Annotated in this window: 15 protein-coding genes and 1 other RNA gene; 6 read left to right on the top strand and 10 right to left on the bottom strand. The window is 51.2% G+C overall.

Going from position 1 to position 17,630, the window contains the following annotated elements:
- The first annotated feature begins 513 nt into the window (after positions 1-513).
- From hisS to ssrS, 3 genes are all read left to right on the top strand, one after another.
- A complete protein-coding gene (gene hisS / locus Q6A92_RS13125) occupies positions 514-1,779 on the top strand; it encodes a histidine--tRNA ligase (protein WP_274398065.1) in 1,266 nt (421 codons plus the stop codon).
- Between the two features lie 12 nt (positions 1,780-1,791).
- Positions 1,792-3,564 (top strand): aspartate--tRNA ligase, encoded by a 1,773-nt coding sequence (gene aspS, locus Q6A92_RS13130; protein ID WP_274398064.1) that lies wholly within the window; start codon positions 1,792-1,794, stop codon positions 3,562-3,564.
- 244 nt (positions 3,565-3,808) lie between these two features.
- Positions 3,809-3,990, top strand: a non-coding RNA gene (ssrS, locus tag Q6A92_RS13135) — 6S RNA.
- Positions 3,991-5,025: 1,035 nt separating this feature from the next.
- Here the strand turns inward: ssrS and Q6A92_RS13140 are convergent.
- From Q6A92_RS13140 to Q6A92_RS13175, 8 genes are read right to left on the bottom strand one after another with little or no spacing between them, the layout of a single operon-like run.
- Positions 5,026-5,895, bottom strand: a complete 870-nt coding sequence (locus tag Q6A92_RS13140) for a hypothetical protein (RefSeq protein ID WP_332238376.1) — start codon at positions 5,893-5,895, stop codon at positions 5,026-5,028.
- A 13-nt stretch (positions 5,896-5,908) separates the two neighbouring features.
- On the bottom strand, positions 5,909-6,451 hold the full coding sequence (locus tag Q6A92_RS13145) for a PilN domain-containing protein (RefSeq protein WP_274398062.1): 543 nt from the start codon (positions 6,449-6,451) through the stop codon (positions 5,909-5,911).
- Positions 6,448-7,401 (bottom strand): type IV pilus biogenesis protein PilM, encoded by a 954-nt coding sequence (pilM, locus tag Q6A92_RS13150; RefSeq protein ID WP_332238377.1) that lies wholly within the window; start codon positions 7,399-7,401, stop codon positions 6,448-6,450. Before pilM ends, Q6A92_RS13145 begins: the two co-directional genes overlap by 4 nt.
- A 15-nt stretch (positions 7,402-7,416) precedes the next feature.
- Positions 7,417-8,172 carry a prepilin peptidase gene (locus Q6A92_RS13155; protein WP_332238378.1) on the bottom strand — a complete coding sequence of 252 codons (756 nt, stop codon included), beginning with the start codon at positions 8,170-8,172 and terminating at the stop codon, positions 7,417-7,419.
- A gap of 23 nt (positions 8,173-8,195) precedes the next feature.
- Positions 8,196-8,639 carry a prepilin-type N-terminal cleavage/methylation domain-containing protein gene (locus tag Q6A92_RS13160; protein WP_274398059.1) on the bottom strand — a complete coding sequence of 148 codons (444 nt, stop codon included), beginning with the start codon at positions 8,637-8,639 and terminating at the stop codon, positions 8,196-8,198.
- Between the two features lie 22 nt (positions 8,640-8,661).
- A complete protein-coding gene (locus Q6A92_RS13165; RefSeq protein ID WP_274398058.1) occupies positions 8,662-9,870 on the bottom strand; it encodes a type II secretion system F family protein in 1,209 nt (402 codons plus the stop codon).
- Positions 9,871-9,876: 6 nt separating this feature from the next.
- Positions 9,877-10,920 (bottom strand): type IV pilus twitching motility protein PilT, encoded by a 1,044-nt coding sequence (locus Q6A92_RS13170; RefSeq protein WP_443029731.1) that lies wholly within the window; start codon positions 10,918-10,920, stop codon positions 9,877-9,879.
- Between the two features lie 34 nt (positions 10,921-10,954).
- The gene (locus tag Q6A92_RS13175; RefSeq protein ID WP_332238379.1) at positions 10,955-12,616 is read right to left on the bottom strand and encodes a GspE/PulE family protein; all 1,662 of its coding nucleotides are present in this window, start codon (positions 12,614-12,616) and stop codon (positions 10,955-10,957) included.
- Between the two features lie 113 nt (positions 12,617-12,729).
- Between Q6A92_RS13175 and Q6A92_RS13180 the strand changes: the two genes are divergently transcribed.
- The 3 genes from Q6A92_RS13180 to Q6A92_RS13190 are packed head-to-tail and all read left to right on the top strand — an operon-like array spanning position 12,730 to position 15,051.
- Complete coding sequence (locus tag Q6A92_RS13180; protein WP_332238380.1) at positions 12,730-13,143, top strand: type IV pilus modification PilV family protein; 414 nt, start codon at positions 12,730-12,732, stop codon at positions 13,141-13,143.
- A 13-nt stretch (positions 13,144-13,156) separates the two neighbouring features.
- A complete protein-coding gene (locus tag Q6A92_RS13185) occupies positions 13,157-13,618 on the top strand; it encodes a type II secretion system protein (RefSeq protein ID WP_332238381.1) in 462 nt (153 codons plus the stop codon).
- Positions 13,615-15,051, top strand: coding sequence for a hypothetical protein (locus Q6A92_RS13190; RefSeq protein WP_332238382.1), 1,437 nt, complete (start codon positions 13,615-13,617; stop codon positions 15,049-15,051). Before Q6A92_RS13185 ends, Q6A92_RS13190 begins: the two co-directional genes overlap by 4 nt.
- 715 nt (positions 15,052-15,766) lie before the next feature.
- On the opposite strand, the gene Q6A92_RS13195 is transcribed toward Q6A92_RS13190, so the two are convergent.
- Positions 15,767-16,471: an RsfA family transcriptional regulator gene (locus tag Q6A92_RS13195; RefSeq protein WP_274398052.1), complete on the bottom strand. Its 705-nt coding sequence runs from the start codon at positions 16,469-16,471 to the stop codon at positions 15,767-15,769.
- Between the two features lie 112 nt (positions 16,472-16,583).
- A partial coding sequence (locus Q6A92_RS13200; protein WP_332238383.1) for a replication-associated recombination protein A occupies positions 16,584-17,630 on the bottom strand: 1,047 nt, incomplete at its 5' end.

Below are 17,630 nucleotides of genomic sequence, written 5' to 3' on the forward strand. Positions count from 1 at the left end.
GATAAAAATCAGATTTTTAAAAATTAAAAGGTATCGAGCAGTTGTTTTTCGCGAAAACTTGACATATTGACGAATCATTCGTACTATGAAGGAACAAAGCCAGTGACGAAGAGGTTCTGCAGGTCTGCTGTCAAAGAAAGGGTGCGCCTTTGGCTGAGAACGCGCCCGGCGAATTGCGCCTGCAGACGGACACTTCCGAGGCATTTTTCTGAAGTACAGGCGTTGCGGTATGTAGCGGCCCGTTGTAAGTAGGAAAAATCGTCTCCCGGGCGTTAACCGGATTGAGAGGAAACATCGGCCGATGTTTCAATTCAAGGGTGGCACCGCGAATGTTTATTCGTCCCTTGTTCGTCGTTAGTCCGGCGGACAGGGGGCTTTTTATTATCCCGCAATGTTTAATCCAATCCGTTTGATCACGGCGATAAACGGCGGGCCCGCCGGCAATTTTTTCCCGGACCGGCCGCCATCCTTTCAGAGGAAGAAGCGGAAATCAGGTGAAGGAGGACTATCATTTTGCTTATCCAAATACCCCGCGGGACCTACGATGTTCTGCCGGAAGAATCGGAAGTCTGGCAGAAGATTGAGGAGAGTGCCAGGAAGGTGTGCGCTCTGTTCAATTACAAGGAAATCCGCACGCCCGTTTTTGAATCCACCGACTTATTTCAAAGAGGGGTTGGGGATACGACGGACATTGTTCAGAAGGAAATGTACAATTTTAAAGATAGGGGCGGCCGCAGCCTGACGCTCAGACCGGAGGGAACCGCGTCCGTTGTTCGCGCTTTTGTCGAGCATAAGCTGTTCGGGCTTCCGAACCAGCCGGCAAAACTGTACTACATCGGGCCGATGTTCCGCTATGAGCGGCCGCAGTCGGGAAGAACACGCCAGTTTACACAATTCGGAGTTGAAGTACTCGGTTCGAAGGATCCGTCGGTTGATGCGGAAGTGATTGCACTGGCGATGTCTTTTTACGAAATGCTCGGCCTGAAGAAGCTGAAACTTGTGCTGAACAGCCTGGGCGATCCAGAAAGCCGGGCGGCCCACCGTCAGGCGCTGATTGCGCATTTCAAGCCGTCGATCGGCGAGTTTTGTGAAGACTGTCAGAACAGGCTTGAAAAAAATCCGCTGCGCATTCTGGACTGCAAGAAGGACCATGATCATCCGCTGATGAAATCGGCACCGTCGATTCTCGATTTTCTGACAGAACCCGCCCACGATTATTTCGAAAAAGTGAAAGGCATTCTGGATGAAATGGGAATCGCCTATGAACTCGATTCGACACTTGTCAGAGGCCTGGACTATTACAACCATACGACTTTTGAGATTATGGGATCGAGCAAAGGTGCGATTACGACACTGACCGGGGGAGGCAGGTACAACGGCCTGGTCAGTGAACTCGGCGGGCCGGAAACACCCGGTGTCGGCTTCGCTCTCAGTATCGAACGGCTTCTGCTCGCTCTTGAAGTCGAAAACATTTCACTGAAAAGCGAAACATCGCTCGACTGCTTTATTGCGGCGATCGGTGAGACGGCCGGCAGAAAAGCGGCTGTCATCCTGAACGAACTGCGCCGGACGGGACTCAGAGCCGATAAGGATTACATGGACAGGAAAGTGAAAGCTCAGTTCAAACAGGCCGACAGAGACCGTGCCCGATTCGTCATTGTGATCGGCGATGAAGAGCTGCAGGCGCAGGCGGCGCAAGTCAGGAATATGACCGATGGCACTCAGGAACAAGTCGCGTTTGCCGGACTGGCCGATTATTTAAAAGCGAAAATCAATTAATGGGGTGAAAAAATGTATCGAAATGCTCATTGCGGCGAATTGACTGCCGAACAGGCCGGACAAACGGTGACACTGGCCGGCTGGGTGCAGAAAAGGAGAGATCTGGGCGGCGTCATCTTCATCGATCTGCGCGACCGGTCGGGTATCATTCAGATTGTTTTCAATCCGAAAGTTTCTCAGGAAGCCTGGAATCAGGCGGACAAAGTGCGGAGCGAATACTGCCTTTCTGTTACCGGGGCCGTGACATTGCGTGATCCGGAAGCAATCAATGAAAAAATAAAAACCGGCAACATTGAAGTCATGATCAGCGAGATACGGGTGCTGAATCAATCGAAAACGCCGCCGTTTCCGATCGAAGACGGTATCGAGGCGTCGGAGGACGTCCGCCTGAAGTATCGTTATCTCGATTTAAGGCGTCCCGAGATGCTTGAGACGTTTAAAATGCGCAATAAAATCACGAAAACGCTGCGCCGCTTTCTCGATGACAAGGGGTTTCTGGATATCGAGACGCCGATCCTGACAAAGAGCACTCCGGAAGGAGCCCGCGATTATCTGGTCCCGAGCCGCGTTCATCCGGGCGAGTTTTATGCACTGCCCCAGTCTCCTCAGCTTTTTAAACAGCTGCTGATGGCTTCGGGCATGGAAAAATATTATCAGATTGCCCGCTGTTTCCGCGATGAGGATCTTCGCGCCGACCGCCAGCCCGAATTCACCCAGGTTGACATTGAAATGTCATTTTTCGAAGTGAAAGCTTTTCAGGATATGATTGAAGAAATGATTGTTCATTTAATGAAAGAAGTAAAAGGGATCGACATTCCGCGTCCTTTCCGGAGACTGACCTATGCACAGGCTATGGACCTCTACGGGAGCGACAAGCCGGACACGCGCTTCGGCATGACCTTGATCGACCTGACGGATATCGCAGCCGACAGCACGCTCAGAGTCTTTAAGGAAGTTCAGGAGAAGGGCGGCCAGGTCAAAGCGATCAACGTGAAGGGACAGGCGGCCGGCTTCTCCCGCAAGCAGGTTGACGAAGACCTGCGCGCCGTTGTCTCGCCGTATGGAGCGAAAGGGCTCGCCTGGCTGAAGGTTGAAGAAGGCGGCATGAAGGGGCCGATTGCCAAGTTCTTCGATGAGGGGCTGACTGCACGGATCGCTGCACGGACGCATGCCGAACCCGGAGACCTGCTGCTGTTCGTTGCCGACAAAAAGAAGATCGTTGCCGACAGCCTGGGGGCGCTTCGTCTGAAGCTTGGCAAAATGCTCAATCTGATCGATCAGTCTGCTTTTAACTTTCTCTGGGTAACGGAATTCCCGCTTCTTTCCTACAGTGAGGAAGAACATCGCTTTGTCGCTGAACACCATCCGTTTACGATGCCTGTTCTGGAAGATATGGTCAGGATAGAGAGTGATCCGGGCAGCGTACGGGCCCAATCCTATGACATGGTGCTCAACGGTTTTGAGCTGGGCAGCGGTTCGGAGCGAATCTGCAACCACGATATGCAGGAAAAAATGTTTAAGGTGCTCGGATTCAGCAAAGAACGCGCAGAGAAACAGTTCGGCTTTCTCATGGAAGCCTTTGAGTACGGCACACCGCCGCATGGAGGCATCGCGCTCGGAATCGACCGCATTGTCATGCTGCTGTCGGGACGCCCGAGCCTGAGGGATACGATCGCTTTTCCGAAGACGGCGAGTGCTTCGGATCTGCTGACGCATGCCCCGAGCGAAGTCGACCAGGCCCAGCTGAGCGAACTGCACCTTGATGTGGCCACTTTGCTAAAGTAAAAGAAAGCATTCTGAAGATACCTTTTTAAAAGCGGTACGACTGAGAGGAAACAAGGTCCGGGCCGATCTTCTGGAGCTTAAGACGGAAGCAGGCAACTTTCCCTGCCGCCGGTTTATCGGCGCTGCAGATTGCAGCTGCCCGCGCACGGAGGATCATCGGCAAGTAGAACAGACAAAGCCCGCCGGGACCATAAAAAGTTGATAAGCGCTTTCAGTTGTGCTAAGATAAATGCAGAAGTTAAAGAGAGTCCTGAAGTGTTAGTCGATAGTCGATATGTTTTGCCGAACATTTTTTGAATGGGAGTCCGTTGTTTTCACTCGGAACGCAGGCCCGCGCAGGGATCCGTAAACTGTGAAACAGGGCACCCACCTGCTCACGAGCGGGTTTCAAAGCTGCGGCTTCACAACGGCACATTCGGGGCTTTCTTGCTCTGTTTTCAAAAAAAAGAACCGGAACTAAGCTGAAAAACTTGGTTCCGGTTTTTTTAGTTGCGCGATGACTGTTCAATGATTGCTAATGGGTATCTCCTCAACTCATGTATCCAGCCGGGCCGCGGCGCGAAGGCGCCGGCGATTCTTCCGAAAAGCGGTCGCTTTGCACGAGCGGCAGGTTCATGCGAACGCGGTTTATTCCGCTGAAAAGGAGGACTGTCCTGTGCGGACAGCGTTACTTGGCGAAAACGTCCGATCTTTGATCTTTTTCTTCGGACCGGCGCGGATCCTGTGAATCGTGGTGCGCTGGAAAACGAGAGCGTACAGTTAATCGCCGTAAAGCAGTAAAATGCAAAATATTAACAGTAATTGGCAGTAAACGGCAGTAAACGGACCGGAATCAATAGGTGCGAATGATCGGAACAGCAATTTATACCCGATTGATTAAATAAATCAACCTTCGGCCGGGAGTTTTGGCCGTTTATCGGTCGACGCACCGAAACGCCGAAAGGCCGCACCGAATGCGGCTACAGACGCACCGAAATGCGGAAAAAGCGCACCAAATCGTGCCAAACTTGCCCCGAAACGTCGGGAAGTCGCACCGAATCAGAGAGGTCGCCCCGAATCGGGCTACAGACGCACCGAAATGCGGAAAAAGCGCACCAAATCGTGCCAAACTCGCCCCGAATCAGAGAGGTCGCCCCGAATCCGGATACAGGCGCACCGAAATGCGGAAAAAGCGCCCCGAATCGTGCCAAACTTGCCCCGAAACGTCGGGAAGTCGCACCAAACAAAAGAGGTCGCCCCAAATCCGGTTACAGTTAGATGCTGTTTTTCGGTCGACGCCGGTGCTTAATCGGTCTTCGAGGGTACATCCGGTTTATCAACCGCGACAGGAAGTTTTTCAGCTGCTGCAGAAGTTTGTTCATCGCGGAAACGCTCTTTGTTTTTTGAGAGATTGACGGTCTCAGGAAAAGTCGATCATCATCTGATGGCCCGGCAGGAAAATGAGCTAAAGAGATACTCATATTATTTTTTTGCCGAATAAAGCGTCAGCGTCAGTGTCGCGGTGAACTTGGGCTGCGCCGCCTGAGCGGCGGCCGCGGTCTGATCCGCTGAGCCCTGAGCCTTTGACGCACTATTCCCGGTGTTGCCTGTGGCCGCTTTGCCGGCTGTCGCGGCACTACCGCTGGATTGCGCGGATTGCGAGCCGGCCGGCCTGGCTCCATTCCCTGCCGGGCTGGACGTCCCGCTGCCCGTTTCGCCTGCGGGCTGGGCAGCCTGGGAGCTGCCGGGAAAGACCGGGTTGTTCTCTTTAAAACTTAATTGATTGATCAGCATCAGCCGTTTTTGCGACTCGAGATATCCGATAAAGGCTAGGATGGAGGCCCGGTTTTGCGCGTTCATTGTCACGGTGTAAGTATCGGAAGCCAGCAAAGAAAGCGCCGGATTTTGCCGGGCGGCACTTTTTGTACTGCCGGTATTGTTTTTTTGAGCAGAAGAGTTCCCGCCGGCTGCCGAAGCGGCCTGCTGGCTGTTTCCGTTATCGCCGGTACTGCTTTTGACAACGGATGAGAAGGTGACACCCTCTGTTTCCGCTTTCTGTTCAACCGACACAAAAAACGGTTCGATATCGGCGCCGGACGGGAGAACGGCCCTGTCGACCTTTTGTCCAAGCTGCTCTTCCTTCCTGGCCTCTTTCACCTGCTCCGCCAGGGCTTTTTTCTGCTGCGATAATTTTTTTTGGTTAGCTGCCGTGATCGACTGATAGATCTTGATATTCTGCCGGGAGAAATCAATAGTCTGCTGGGTCGGCAGGATCTTTAATAGATAAAAAAGGCCGAAGCCGGCGCAGACAATCAGAATAGACAGACAGCTGACAATAATTGTTCTGTTCATAATCCTTAATCCTTTACTGATTGATAGGAAGGCGGATTCCGGTACTCAAGGTCAGAGTGACGAGGTATCCGCTGAGTCCGTCTACAACTGAATCCGGTTGTTTAACTTCAGTCGTGACCACTTGAGAGAATGAATTTTTTCGAAGCCGATCGGCGAACGGCCGGATATCGGCAAAGTGTTCCAGATGACACTGAACGGTGACGCTCCCGGTATCGCTGTAGGAAATGGTCACAACGGTTCCGCCCTCCGGAAGCTGTCTGTTTATCGAAGTCCAGGTCAGGAATACCGACAGACGGTTTGCTGTTAAAAAATCAACGGCCGCTGCCGGCGTTGGTTTCACACTGACATCGGGCTGCTTCACCGCGCTCTTTTTTAATGAACGCGCCTTCCAGACGGCTTCTTCCTGCTGAACGCTTTTAAGCTCTGTATCAAGCTTCCAGGAATAAACAGCCAGGCCGGTAAATGCCAGAACACAGACGAAGGCAAGCACGGCGATCAGCCAGATCAGTTTCTTCGGGAATTTCCGCTCATAAGGAAGCAGATTGATATCGATCATTTCACGGCCTCTTTCATGGCGAGGCCGATTGCCGGAATAAGGTCGGCGCCGACGTCGTCCGGACACTGTGTCGTCTCATGATCGATGGCGAGCAGCTGGACATGGAGAGAGACTGCCTCCGAAAGCGCAGTGCGGAATGCGGCCATCCGTCCGCCGTCACCCAGAAGATAGATCTCGGAAACTTTGTCCGTCCCATCCTGGAGGCTGTACTGGTAGAAATTCAGCATCCGTTCGATTTCGGTGGCCGCATTTAAAAACAGGATATCGTCAGACCTGTTTTCCGGATCTTTAAGGCTTACCTGACGGACGAACAACGGAATATCTTCATGGATAATCGATACATACAATGCGTCTTTTTCGAGCTGGACGTACATCCGCTGTTTTTGGGCGATCTGCGGCTGGCTATACTGTGCCCATCGATCAATTCCGAGTGCGCTGAATTCCGCGCTGACCGGATTCAGACCCGAAGCGGCAAGCACTTTACGGTACTGTCTCACAATGGACTCCGGGGCCGCAAAGAGCAGGACCCTTGTACCTGTCGCGCTGCGGTCGATGACGTGGAAGGCGAAGACCGCCTGCTCAAACGGAAGCTGGATCTTATTTCCGATCTCGATGAAAAAGTAATTTTGCAGATCCGAGTCCGACAGGCGGCCCTGGAGATCAAACCGGCGCAGAACAAGCTGAGCATCGGGAATTGCAAAATATGCTTTTTTGCCTCTGGCCTTAAGCGCCCGGACCATATCCTTCAGCCGATTTGAAAACGCCTGCTCGTCTTTAACACGTCCGTTCTCAACAATTCCCGGCTCCAGCCATTCCTCCCAGTGCTGCAGATGAGACAGATTATCCGCGTTTCCTCTGAGCAGGACCATCCGGATGGAATAATCCGAGAAAGTCAGGCCGACACAGGCATGATTCTGCAAAATAGACAACCATTTTTCAAACACTGACATCACATCATCCCGCTGTTAAAATAAGAAACTATAGTAAATTGCGATAAGCCGATCTCCGAAGAAATAAGCGGCCAGCATGCCGAGCACGATGAACGGAACAAAAGGAATCGGCTGTCTGCGTTTAATCATGCCGGTCAGCATGCCGGCGACTCCAATCGCGGCACCGATAAAGGTGGAGAGAAAGAAGCCGAGCAGCACGGTCTTCAAACCGACAAGCAGGCCGATAACCGCGAACAGCTTCACATCCCCGCCGCCCATACCGTCGCGGCTGATCAGCGCAATCAGAAGCAGCACGATGAATCCCGAAGCAGCCCCGGCCAGTGCATCCCACCAAGGGACGAGAGGAAAGAAGATCCGGAATACGGCAAACAGGATCAAGAAAAAGAACAGGATCCTATCCGGAATCATCATTTCTGTCAGATCGGTGACGAGCACGATCATCAGCAGGGAGGCGAGCAGCCATCCACACAGCATATCCGCGACTGAAGCCGCCCGCAAAAAGCTGAATAAAAACAGCAGCCCCGTTGAAGCCTCGACAATCGGGTAGATCGGCGAGATCTTCTGATGGCAGGTCCGGCATCTGCCCCTTAAAAAGAGATAAGAAAAAACCGGCACCAGATCGCGTATAGCAAGACGCCGCCCGCACGACGGACAGTGCGAAGGCGGCGAAATGATGGACCGGCCGCCGGCAACCCGCAGACCAACCACATTATAGAAAGAACCGAGAACAAGACCAAGCGTTAAAATATAGATATCGGTTAGAATGAGCATCAATTAACAATCCCTAATCGTGTTTATGAATTACCTGAGGAACTTCCTGATGAATTTCCGGCCCCATTATACTGCAGTAATTCCTGTTCAGTAGCCGTATTGTCCGATCCCCATGAGCCGTTAGAAGGCAATTTATTGTACGTTAAAGTATAGATGCCATTTGAAACAGAAACTGAGTAAGTTGCACCGCTCGGTAAATTAGCTGTCTCAAGATAGCTTTGTAAATCACCTGACGAAATTTCGGATGTATTCGCATTATTATGATCGGCTACATATAATTTAGCAGCATGAATAATTGTCAATCCATCCTGAACGGCCGCCTTATCATTTTGCTTGTTGATGATTGATATAACACTTGGAATGGCAATGGCCGCAATAATGGCAAGGATGACGATGACTGCCAGCAGTTCGATGAGTGTAAAGCCCTTCTGATTTTTCCCGGATTTTGCCCGAAGCCGCTTTAGCATAAAATTCCCTCCCGAATTAGTCCTAAAAATTTTGATATATTTGAAACATTGGGATAACAATGGCCAGCACGATGACGCCGACAATGACTGCAAGAAAAAGGATGACAACCGGCTCAATCAAAGCCTTCATCCGTTCCGTCATCTGCTCCACGTCGTTTTCGTAGTAGTGCGCGACATGATTCAGCATCTGATCCAGCATACCGGTTTTCTCGCCGATTGCCGTCATGTGGAAAATAATCGGCGGAAAGAGTTTTTCCCGCTGAAAAGCTTCGGAAAGAGGGCGGCCGAAATCGAGAGACTGTGAAACATTATGTATCGCCTGACGGATGGCGAGATTCGATGTAATGTTCTCGACAGAGCGGAGCGCTTCAATCACCGGTACGGAACTGGAGAGCAGAAGGGCGAGCATCCATAGCAAACGCGACAGTTCGCTCTTATGGACTAAAGTCCCAATTAGAGGCAAGTTGATTATAGCATAATCCAGTCTTAATTTACTAGATCTATTTCTGAAAGCGATCGAAACAAGAAGAATCAGGGCGAAAATTGAGATAATAAGGACGGGCCAAAAGGCCTTTACCCAATCGCTCATCGATAAAATAATCCGGGTAATCAGCGGCAGCTGCACGCGGAGACCGGCAAACATCGACCTGAACATCGGAATGATCGTTGTCAGAAGAAAAATGACGACGCCGACCGACATCAGCAGGACAAAGACCGGATAAACCATCGTTGTCGCCAGTTTTTGCCGTGACCGGTGCAGCCGTTCGTAGTAGGTAGCCAGGTGATCAAGGCTTTCTTCCAGACGGCCGCTTCCTTCGCCTGCACGGACCATATGGATAATCATCGGGCTGAACACCTTGGCCTGATTCTCAAATGCCTGGGAAAGAGACCGGCCTTCACGCAGATCGGCCGCCATCTGCTGAATCGTCGATTTAAAAGATTTGTTTTTTTCCTCCTGATCGCCCAATATTTCGAGCGCCTCCGAGACCGTCACACCCGCCCTGACGATGGTCGCGAACTGCCTTAAGAAAACAACTTTTTCCTGCAGTTTCACTGCCCGGCCGACCGACAGTTCTTTATACCAGATTGAGTCGCTGTGTTCGTGAACCGAACGGATCGTCAGGCCCTGTTTTGCGATCTGAAGCAGCGCTTCCCGGCGGTCAGCGGCATTCAGCCGGCCTTTTTTGCTTTTTCCCTGATCGGTGGTGCCGACATAATCATATAATGGCATGGATGCTCATCCCCTTAGCAGAAAAGTTTCGACCGATTCGCCGGCGATTTCCCGCCGCGCAAGCATGTCCTGAATACACGACGCCATCGTTTGCATATGCTGAGCACGATTGACCTGTATCACACTTGGAATCTGATAAATTTTCTTTTCACGGATCAGATGGCTGATCGCTTTATTATTGATCATCACTTCGGCGGCGACCCGCCTCCCCGAATAATCAGGCGTCGGAAAAAGGCGCTGCGAGACGACGGCAACGAGTTCCGAAGCAAGCTGGATCCTGATCTGGCCCTGCTGCTCGGCCGGGAAGACATCAATGATCCGGTCAACGGTCGAAACCGCATCATTGGTGTGCAGCGTGGCCAGGACGAGATGGCCCGTTTCGGCGGCGGTCAGAGCCGTGCGAATCGTTTCAAGATCGCGCATTTCGCCGACGAGAATAACATCGGGATCTTCGCGAAGGGCGGAGCGCAGGCCGAGCGAAAAGGATTTTGTGTCGTTTCCGATTTCCCGCTGCTGAATAATGCAGCGGTTATGCTTGTGAAGATATTCGATAGGATCCTCAAGTGTAATGATGTGACGCCTCATGTTCTTGTTCATATCGTCCACAAGGGCGGCCAGGGTCGTCGATTTCCCGCTTCCGGTCGGACCTGTCACAAGAAAAAGCCCGTGCGGCTTGCGGCAGAGCGAATTGAGAACATTCGGCAGCTGCAGCGATGCCAGGTCGGGAACTTTCTGGGGAATGACGCGAAAAGCGAGGCTGTAGCAGGAACGCTGTCTGAAGGCATTCACTCGGAAGCGCGAGAGTTTCGGAATGCTGTATGAGAAATCAAGTTCCCCGTCTGTCTCCAGTTTTTTTAATTGTACATCGGACAAAATGCTGTTGATCATCGCATCCGTATCATCAGGCGTTATCGGCGGACGATCGAGCGCAATCAGTTCCCCGTTCAGGCGGATGGTCGGGGGAATGCCGACCGAAATATGCAGATCTGAGGCGCCCCGCATGCAGGCAATGTTTAAGCCTTCTTCTAGAATCTGAACCATAGCAGTCATCTCTTCCTGTTTATGAATAGATTTCCACAATTTGTCAGCTGATAATCTTTAAAAGCTCATCGACCGTGGTGATGCCCTTCGTTACCTTGATCAGGCCGTTTTCCAGCATCGTCTGTCCGCCGGAATTCTGTACGAGATTCTGAATGTCTTTGTAAGAATGGTGATTGATCAGTTTTTCGGAAATGTCATCGGTCACTTCCAGCATTTCATGTACGGCTGTCCGGCCGAGATATCCGGTCTGGTGGCAGGACTTGCAGCCAACCCCTTTCATCAGCACAGGCGGGCAGTCCATTCCTGTTTTCTTGAATAATGCCTGCTCGATTGGTGTCGCTTCCACAGGCCTGGCGCAGTCATGGCAGACTCTGCGCACAAGCCTTTGGGCGACGACGCCGCTCAGCGCGGCGGCGACGAGGAAGGGATCGATGCCCATGTCAATCAGGCGGTAAACGGTAGTCGGAACATCGGTCGTATGGAGAGTAGAAAGTACGAGATGTCCGGTCAGGCTCGCCCGGATGGCGATCTCTGCCGTTTCCGAATCACGGATCTCGCCGACCATGATGATGTTCGGGTCCTGGCGCAGGATCGCCCGCAGACCGGCGGCAAACGTCAGGCCGACCGGCGCGTTGGTCTGAATCTGATTGATTCCTTCAATCTGATATTCCACGGGATCTTCAATCGTAACGATATTCTGGGATTCGCTGTTCAGATGATTGAGCGCCGCGTAGAGCGTCGAAGTTTTGCCGGATCCGGTCGGGCCCGTGATCAGAAGCAGCCCGGTAGGACGGGCAATCATTTTTGAAAAAGCGGCTTCCTGCTCTTCGGTGAAGCCGACATTCGGTATTTTCAGCAGCAGGTCCTGGGTATTCAGCAGACGGAGAACGACGCACTCTCCGAAGAGGGTCGGAAGTGTCGATACACGGAGGTCGATGCGCTGTTTCCCGACCGTCACTTTTACCCGTCCATCCTGGGGCAGACGTTTTTCCGTGATATCCAGCCTGCTGATCACTTTGATTCTGGTCACGAGGACACTGAGCATTTCTTTTGGAAATGTCCGGTAAGTGTGCAATACGCCGTCGATCCGGAAACGGACCACGACGCTGAATTCGCGCGGGTCGATATGAATATCGCTCGCACGTTCTTCGACGGCGCTGATCAGGCATTTGTTGATAATTTTAATAATCGGTGTATCATCTTCCGCCGATAACGTTTCCGCGTCCTCCGCCGGACGTATATTCATTGTGGTCAGCAATTCGCTGACCGTATCTTCTTCGCTATACAGCCGGTTAATGGCGCTTGTAATTTCACTGGGCAGCGCAAGCGCCACTTTGACCTGAAAGCCGGTCATCATCTGCAGGTCGTCGATGGCGAAAAAATCAAGCGGATTAGTCATGGCGACAAAAAGCACATTGTCTTTTTTCTTGTAACAGATTAATTCATTGCGGCGGGCAAAATCCTGGCTGACAAGGTTAACGGCCTGCTGATCGATGACCTGGCTGCTTAAATGGATTTGCGTGATATCCAGCTGAATGGAAAGGACGTCGATCAACTGCTGTTCAGAGATATAACCGCGCTCGATCAGCGCGTGCCCCAGTTTCTGTGACGCGCTTTTCTGTTCAAGCGTCGAATCCAACTGTTCTTGAGTAATCAGGCCTGCTTCAACTAGTAAATCCCCTAACCGGCGATGTGTGCGCTTCATTTGGCTTCCTCCCGGATGATTGACGGTCAGATCCGTAAAGCGGGACTTTCAATCCATGGATCAACCGTTTAAAATAGAAAACAAAGACGCGAATGAGGAAAGGACCAGGACTTATGAACCTGAAACAGAGCGGGATGACGCTAATCGAGGTGATTGCCGCAATCGCTCTCCTGAGTGTCGTGCTCCTAGCCTTTGCCTATGTTTTTATCCAGAACCAGCAGATCACGACGGACAACGGGACGAAGCTGACGGCTTCGCAGCTCACGCAGAAAAAGCTTTCGGAAGTTCTGGGGGCCGGCACACTGCCTGGCAAATCGTCATCAGCGGCCGCTTCGCCGACCGCTGTTCCGGAGAACACAGATTATTTCATCGAGTCCAATGACCCGGGCCTTCCGAATGGATACGATATCTATGTATACATCCTTAAAACCATTGACGGGAGCGGTCTGATTCCCATTGTTGTCAGAACATACTACGGCACTAAATATGTAGAACTTTACAACTATTATACGACAAACAGCAACTGAGAGGTACAGGCAGATGATCCATAATTCAAGAGGCATGACGCTGGTTGAGATGCTTGCCGTTCTGACTATCGCATCGGTCTGTTTTGCACTGATTTTCGCGATTTGGCTTTCCGGCGAAAAATCGGCCGGCCGGACATTGACGGAAAATGACCTCCAGGCTGATGCCAATCTTGTTCAGTCCCGCCTGACTCAAGCGTTTTTTAATAAAAATAACAGGCCCTTTTCCGTCTCGGTCAGCGACGGAAAGGTTGAAATAAAATATGACAGCGCCGATCAGGCCGAGATTATATCAAGTGAGAATCTGTCTTATTCCGGAAGCCCTTCATCAATGGAAGTGAATCAGGGCACCAATCAACTTGAAATAAATTATACGATTTCACCGAGAAATGTATCGGGAAACAGCGCATTGAATTTTCAAATCAATACGGCGCTGAATTATCCATGGAATGACAGCGGGGGAGGGCAGAGCCATTGAAAAAGCCGAATACACCCGGGCGGCAGAAGGGATCGGTGCTGCTCGTGGTTCTGCTGGTCATTGCCGTTTTTTCGATCATGGGGCTTTTTCTGATCAGCGTATCGTTCAGCCATATGCGGCAGATCGGCCTGGAAATCAGCCGCACCCAGGCGACAAATGCGGCAGAGATGGGACTCAAGGCCTATAATCAAAAAATAAACGAGGAACTGAAAACCATCAATCGAAACGTTCCCGGCACCTTTGAAGCTTTTAAAACCGCACTGGATAGCGCACTGCCGGACTCTCTGAACTCATCCGGGGATCAGGACATCCGCTCAATGCAGGGCAATCCGGAATATGAAGTAGCGATCGGGAACGAGCATGCCGGAGACAATCAGATTCAGCTGACCGTGACCAGTACGGGGACCGTTCAAGGCGAGAAACGGATCATTGCTCAGGAAAAAACTTTTAAATATGGGAGCGATTCAAGCGGAGGCAGCAGCGGAGGGGATTCCGACCGCACACCGGAATACATGGGGCTGTCACTGCCCTATATGGAAGGAAGCCTGATTCATCAAGGAAACTATTATTGCCACACCAATGATAATGTTTTTATTAATGGATCATCGGCCAACTGCGTGGGAGACACAAAACAGACCGTTGACTTTTCGGCCATTCAAAGCCTTTTCCAGGACATGCCGCTTGTAGCGCCTCCAAGTTCTCCAATAGCAGGGGCTCCGACTATTTCCGGAAATGATGTGACACAGCCCCTTTTTGAGGGGGCGGTTAATTTTTCAAATCAGTTAAATATACAATCAATCAATACCCCTTCGGTATTTGATGGGGATGTTCATGTTGATGGACAGTTGAATATTGAGAACCCGTCAACCTTTAACGGAGATGTTTATACAAGCGGTCAGATGAACATTAAAGAAGACACGGTGTTTAACGGGAATGTATTGATTAATGGCCAGTTGAATGTCGAACAAGGTGTCACCGTGACTTTTAACGGCTACGTCCGAATCAATCAGCAGGTCAATCTGAAAAAGGACAGTGATGCCACCTTTATGAAAAACACCTATATTAACGGACAGGGAAATGACACAGGCAAGGCTACGTATGTGGGGAACGTTTATTTTGGAGGCGATCTGAATTCCGAAGGGGGCGACACCTATCAGGGTTATGTTTTCATCAATGGATCGAACAACAGAAGCGATGACAGTGCAGGATGGAATGAATCTGTCAATTTTGAGCGTACAGTTTATGTCATGAATAACTTTTATCCGAAGAGTAATAAATCCGCAATCCATTTCGATCAGGGCGTAGTCATTGGCGGAAATTCATCCCCGCAAACCAGTGCAAACGGATTGATTACGATTGGGCCTCAGCAGCGGGGCGGCGGCACGGTCCTCGCGCCGGCCACTGTCGCGACGAGCAATACAAGTTATCAATGAAGTGAATCATATTTATTTATGGCAGTCCATTTACTGCTGATTTTTTGATCTTTTTTGCTGATATGCTGACGGTTACTGATGATATTCCGCTGTTTTACTGATGATTCCGGTCAGATCCGGGGTTCTATCGGCCAAATTCTGGGTTCTACCGGCCGGAATCCGGGTTCTACCGGCCGGATATGGATTTCTACCAGCCAGATCGAGGGTTCTATCGGCCGAATTCTGGGTTCTACCGGCCGAATATGGATTTTTACCGGCCAAATCGTGGGTTCTATCGGCCAGAACCGGATTTCTACCGGCCGGAATCCGGGTTCTATCGGCCGAATTCGGATTTCTACCGGGTTCGTCAGCTTTGACGGTGACGAGTCGTGATTGACAAAGAGCAGCCCGGAGTTGTCCCCCTGATTTTATGAAAGGGGAACGCCCCATTCCTTGATTCCTGGATTTCCGTGTTTTTATACCAAGGTCATGAGAAATCCTGATGTTAAGGTATTTTTGACTATGAGTGATTTATATAATTATGCCAATGAGGAAGAGGAGGCTAAACTAAAAATCCTTTACTAATACAAATTTTTGACTACCGTGTTATAATTCACCGGAAATACGGGTTGATTGATCAATTTTTTATGTGAAATGAAAGAAGGCGTCCCATTGCCGTAAATCGACTTATGAGACGCCTTCTGGTAGTTTTCGTATCTATAAACAAGCGTTCTGATTATTTTGCGATCTTCTCCAGATTCCCGTTCTGATCCATTTTGAAAGTGGCTCCCTGAACGGACTCCTGGTCCTGGAAGGCAACCATCCGCCGTGCGCGGTCCATGATGCCGATCAGCGCCTGATAGTCGTCCTCTACGGTTTGCTGGCGGTTCTGCAGCCCGCCGATTTCTTTCTCCAACTCGGAAACTTTTTGAAGGAGTTTATCGTTTTCCAGCTTCAGATGGCTGTTTTCCTGTTCCAGCCGGCCTGTTGTCGCTTTGCCGCGCTGCAGCGTCTTCAGAAAAGCGATCACGTCGCTTAAATTGATTCCTTCTTTTTCTGCCTGCCGGTCGGAGGCAGCGGTTATATCCGGGTCTGTCCCGACCGCCTCAATCTCATTATTCGTATCCGTATCTGAAGGATTGGCGAGATAGGCGCTTTCCGCGGCAGAAAAAACGGGGGCGGGGCGGACGATCTTGCTTCGCTGTTCGGCACGTTTCTTCTGCTTGCGCTGCTTTTTGGCAATTTCAATGGCCTGTTCGTATTTTTTGCGTACGATCGCGTTCCAGCGGAAGCCGCATGCGGCTCCTGTGCGATTCAGCCGGTCGCCGACTTCTTCGAATGCATCAAGCTGTGTGCTACCTTCTCTTATGTGGCGCAGGACGGTTTCTGCAAGCAGCAGATCGTCTTCATGCGACCAGGCATCTTGTCTCACTTTTGTCATGACATACTCTCCTTCTTGCATTCTTGCTTATTTTTAAGAAGGATAGACAACTTAGAAGTTTTTTATACACGGGGCTGTCTGCTATCATATCCATGCTAGGAGGGATAATCCGTCATTTATTTTCGCGATTGCGTTCGGCAAAATAATCCAGCCTTTTTTGAATGCTTTTTTCATAACCGCGCGGCGAAGGATGATAGAATTTCTTTGTGCGAAGGTTTTCCGGAAGGTAGTTTTGCGGGACGTAGCCTCCCGGGAAATCGTGAGGGTAAAGGTAGCCCTTCCCGTGGCCCAGTTTCGATGCTCCCTTGTAATGGGCGTCGCGCAGATGAAGCGGCACCTCGCCGGTTTTACCGTTTTTAACGGCATCAAGCGCCTGATCGATGCCGATAACGGCCGCATTGCTTTTCGGAGCGGTGGCGACGTAAAGCGCTGCTTCCGCGAGCGGTATACGCGCTTCGGGCAGGCCGATAAATGTCACCGCGGTGACGGCCGCGTTGGCGACGAGAATCGCATTGGGATCGGCCAGGCCGACGTCTTCGGCGGCATGAATGAAAATCCGGCGGGCGATGAATTTCGGATCTTCTCCGGCGGCAATCATTTTGGCGAGCCAGAAGAGCGTTGCATCCGGATCGGATCCGCGCATACTTTTGATAAAAGCCGAGACCGTATCGTAGTGATTGTCTCCCTTTTTATCATATTGAAGCACTTTTTCCTGAATCGACTCTTCGGCAACGCCGCGGTCAATGTGAATCACGCCGTCCTTGTCCGGATCGGTCGTCAAAACGGCGAGTTCGAGTGCGTGCAGAGCAGTGCGGCTGTCGCCGTTCGCAACGCGGACGAGGTGGTCGATGGCGTCGCTGTCCGCCTGAATTTTGTAACGGCCATAGCCGCGCTCTTTATCGGCAAGCGTGTTTTCCAGAATCTTGCGGATGTCATCCTGAGAAAGCGGGACGAAGCGGAAAAGGCGGGAGCGGGAAAGCAGCGCCGAATTGATTTCGAACATCGGGCTTTCAGTCGTTGCCCCGATCAGGATAATGGTCCCCTTTTCCACCGACGGCAGCAGGGCATCCTGCTGCCCTTTATTATGGACTTTAGTCCGTTGAGTACGCGTAGCGTGCGAAACATAAAACCCCCTGCTATGCGGGGGGAGTACCAAGAC

The organism is Sporolactobacillus sp. KGMB 08714 (assembly GCF_036598985.1).
In the GTDB taxonomy this organism is placed as follows: Bacteria; Bacillota; Bacilli; order Bacillales; family Sporolactobacillaceae; genus Sporolactobacillus.